1 protein-coding gene is annotated in these 2701 nt (G+C 74.3%); it reads left to right on the forward strand.

Translation table 11 applies throughout. The features are described from left to right. The coding region (locus AC0B61_RS37115) for an amino acid adenylation domain-containing protein (protein WP_471746943.1) at positions 1-2701 on the forward strand (2701 nt) is incomplete at both ends.

Raw genomic sequence — 2701 nt, forward strand, 5'->3', positions numbered from 1 at the left:
GGCTTCGAGCACCAGGACGTGCCCTTCGAACGCCTCGTCGAGGAGCTCGCCCCGGAGCGCTCGCTCTCGCGCCACCCGCTCTTCCAGGTCATGCTGACCGTGCAGAACAACGCCCGGGCCGAGCTGGAACTGCCGGGCGTCAAGGCGAGCGCACTGCGCTCCTCCGGAGAGGCCCTGGCCAAGTTCGATCTGGACCTCAGCCTCGGCGAGACCTTCGACGCCGACGGCCGCCCGGCCGGGATCAACGGTGTGCTGCTCGGCGCCACCGACCTGTTCGAGCGCTCCTCCGTCGAGCGGATCGCCACCCGCTGGCAGCGGGTGCTCGCCGCCCTGGTCGCCGACCCGTCGCTGCGCCTGAGCGCCGTCGACCTGATGGACGCCGCCGAGCGCCGCCGCGTGCTCGCCGAGTGGAACGACACGGCCGTCGAGGTCGCCCCGGCCACGCTGCCGGAGCTGTTCGCGGCGCAGGCGGCGCGCACCCCGGACGCGGTGGCGGTGGTCGCCGAGGGCGTCGAGCTCTCCTACGCCGAGCTGGACGCCCGCGCCAACCGGCTCGCCCGGCTGCTGGCCGGCCAGGGCGTCGGGCCGGAGTCCGTGGTCGCGATCTGCATGGAGCGCGGCACCGACCTGGTGGTCGCCACGCTCGCGGTGGTCAAGGCCGGCGGCGCCTACCTGCCGATCGACCCCGAGCACCCGGTGGAGCGGATCGCCTTCACGCTGGCCGACGCCGGCGCGGTGACCGTCCTGACCTCGACGGGGTGCGCGGCGAGCCTGCCGGAGCCGGCCGACGTGCCGGTCCTGGTGCTCGACGAGCCCGCCACCGCCGCCCGGCTGGCGGAGCTGGACGGCGCCGCCCTGACGGACGACGAGCGGGTCGGCGAGCTGCTGCCCACGCACCCGGCGTACCTGATCTACACCTCCGGCTCCACCGGCAGGCCCAAGGGCGTGGTGGTGCCGCATCTGAACGTGGCGGATCTCTTCGCGGGGACGCGCGGCCGGGTCGGCTTCGGCTCGGACGACGTGTGGAGCTGGTTCCACTCGTTCGCGTTCGACTACTCGGTGTGGGAGATGTGGGGCCCGCTGCTGCACGGCGGCCGGCTGGTCGTGGTGCCGTTCGCGATCTCACGTTCCCCCGAGGAGTTCTGGGCCCTGGTGGAGCGCGAGGGCGTCACGATCCTCAGCCAGACTCCGGCCGCGTTCGCGCAGCTGGTCACGGCCGAGGGCGACCGGGTGCGGGGCGAGAGCCTGCGGGCCGTGCTGGTCGGCGGCGAGGCCTGGGACCCGGCGATCCTGACCCCCTGGTGGGAACGCCGCTCGGGCGGCGGACCCCGGCTGATGAACGTCTACGGGCCGACCGAGACGACGGTCTTCGCCACGCTGAGCGCCACCCTGGTGCCCGGCGAGCAGCCGACGATCGGCGGACCCCTCGGCAACACCCGGGCGTTCGTGCTGGACGACGCGCTGCGCCCGGTGCCGGTCGGCGTGGTCGGCGAGCTCTACCTCGCCGGCGAGGGCCTGACCTGGGGCTACGTGGCCCGGGCCGGGCTGACCGCCGAGCGGTTCGTGGCCTGTCCGTTCGGCTCCGACGGAGCCCGGATGTACCGCACCGGCGACCGGGTCCGCTGGACGGCCGACGGCGAGCTGGCGTTCGCCGGCCGCGCCGACGACCAGGTGAAGATCCGCGGCTTCCGGATCGAACTCGGCGAGATTGAGGCCGCCGTCGCCGGGCACACCGGGGTGGCGCAGGCCGCCGTCCTGGTGCACGAGCCCGCGCCGGGCGACAAGCGCCTGGTCGCGTACGTGGTTCCGGCCGGGGAGACGGACGATCTGCCGGGCTCGGTACGGGAGTTCGTGGCGGCGAAGCTGCCCGAGTACATGGTGCCGTCGGCCGTCGTGCCGCTCGAAGCCTTCCCGCTGACGGCCAACGGCAAGCTGGACCGCAAGGCCCTGCCCACGCCGGACTACGGGACCACCACCGGCGGCGGGCGCGGCCCGGCCGGGGTCCGCGAGGAGTTGCTCTGCGCCGCCTTCGCCGAGGTCCTTGGTCTGGAGAGCGTCGGCGTGGACGACGAGTTCTTCGCGCTCGGCGGCCACTCGCTGCTGGCCGTGCGGCTCACCAGCCGCATCCGGGCCGTGCTGGGCGTCGAGGTGTCGGTGCGCACCCTGTTCGAGGCGTCGACGCCGGCTCTGCTGGCGGCCCGGATGGGTGAATCCGCCGATGGACGGGTGGCATTGACGGTCCGGGAGCGCCCGGAGCTGGTGCCGCTCTCCTTCGCGCAGCGCCGGCTCTGGTTCCTGGGTCAGCTGGAAGGGCCGAGTGCGACCTACAACGTCCCGGTGGTGCTGCGGCTCGGCGGCGAGCTGGACGTCGACGCGCTGGGCGCGGCGTTCCGCGATGTGATCGGCCGGCACGAGGTGCTGCGCACGGTCTTCGCCGCCACCGACGGCGAGCCGCACCAGCAGGTGCTGGCGGCGGGGGAGACCGGGTTCGAGCTCCAGGTCGGCGAGGTCTCCGCGGACGCCCTGGCCGAGGCCGTGCTCGACGCGACGCGGTACGCCTTCGACCTCGCTGGCGAGATCCCGATCCGGGCGACGCTCCTCGCCACCGGCGGCGGCGAGTACGTGCTGGTCGTGGTGATGCACCACATCGCCTCGGACGGCTGGTCGACCGGCCCGCTGGCCCGCGACCTCGCCCAGGCCT

This window comes from Kitasatospora sp. NPDC023385 (assembly GCF_055664045.1).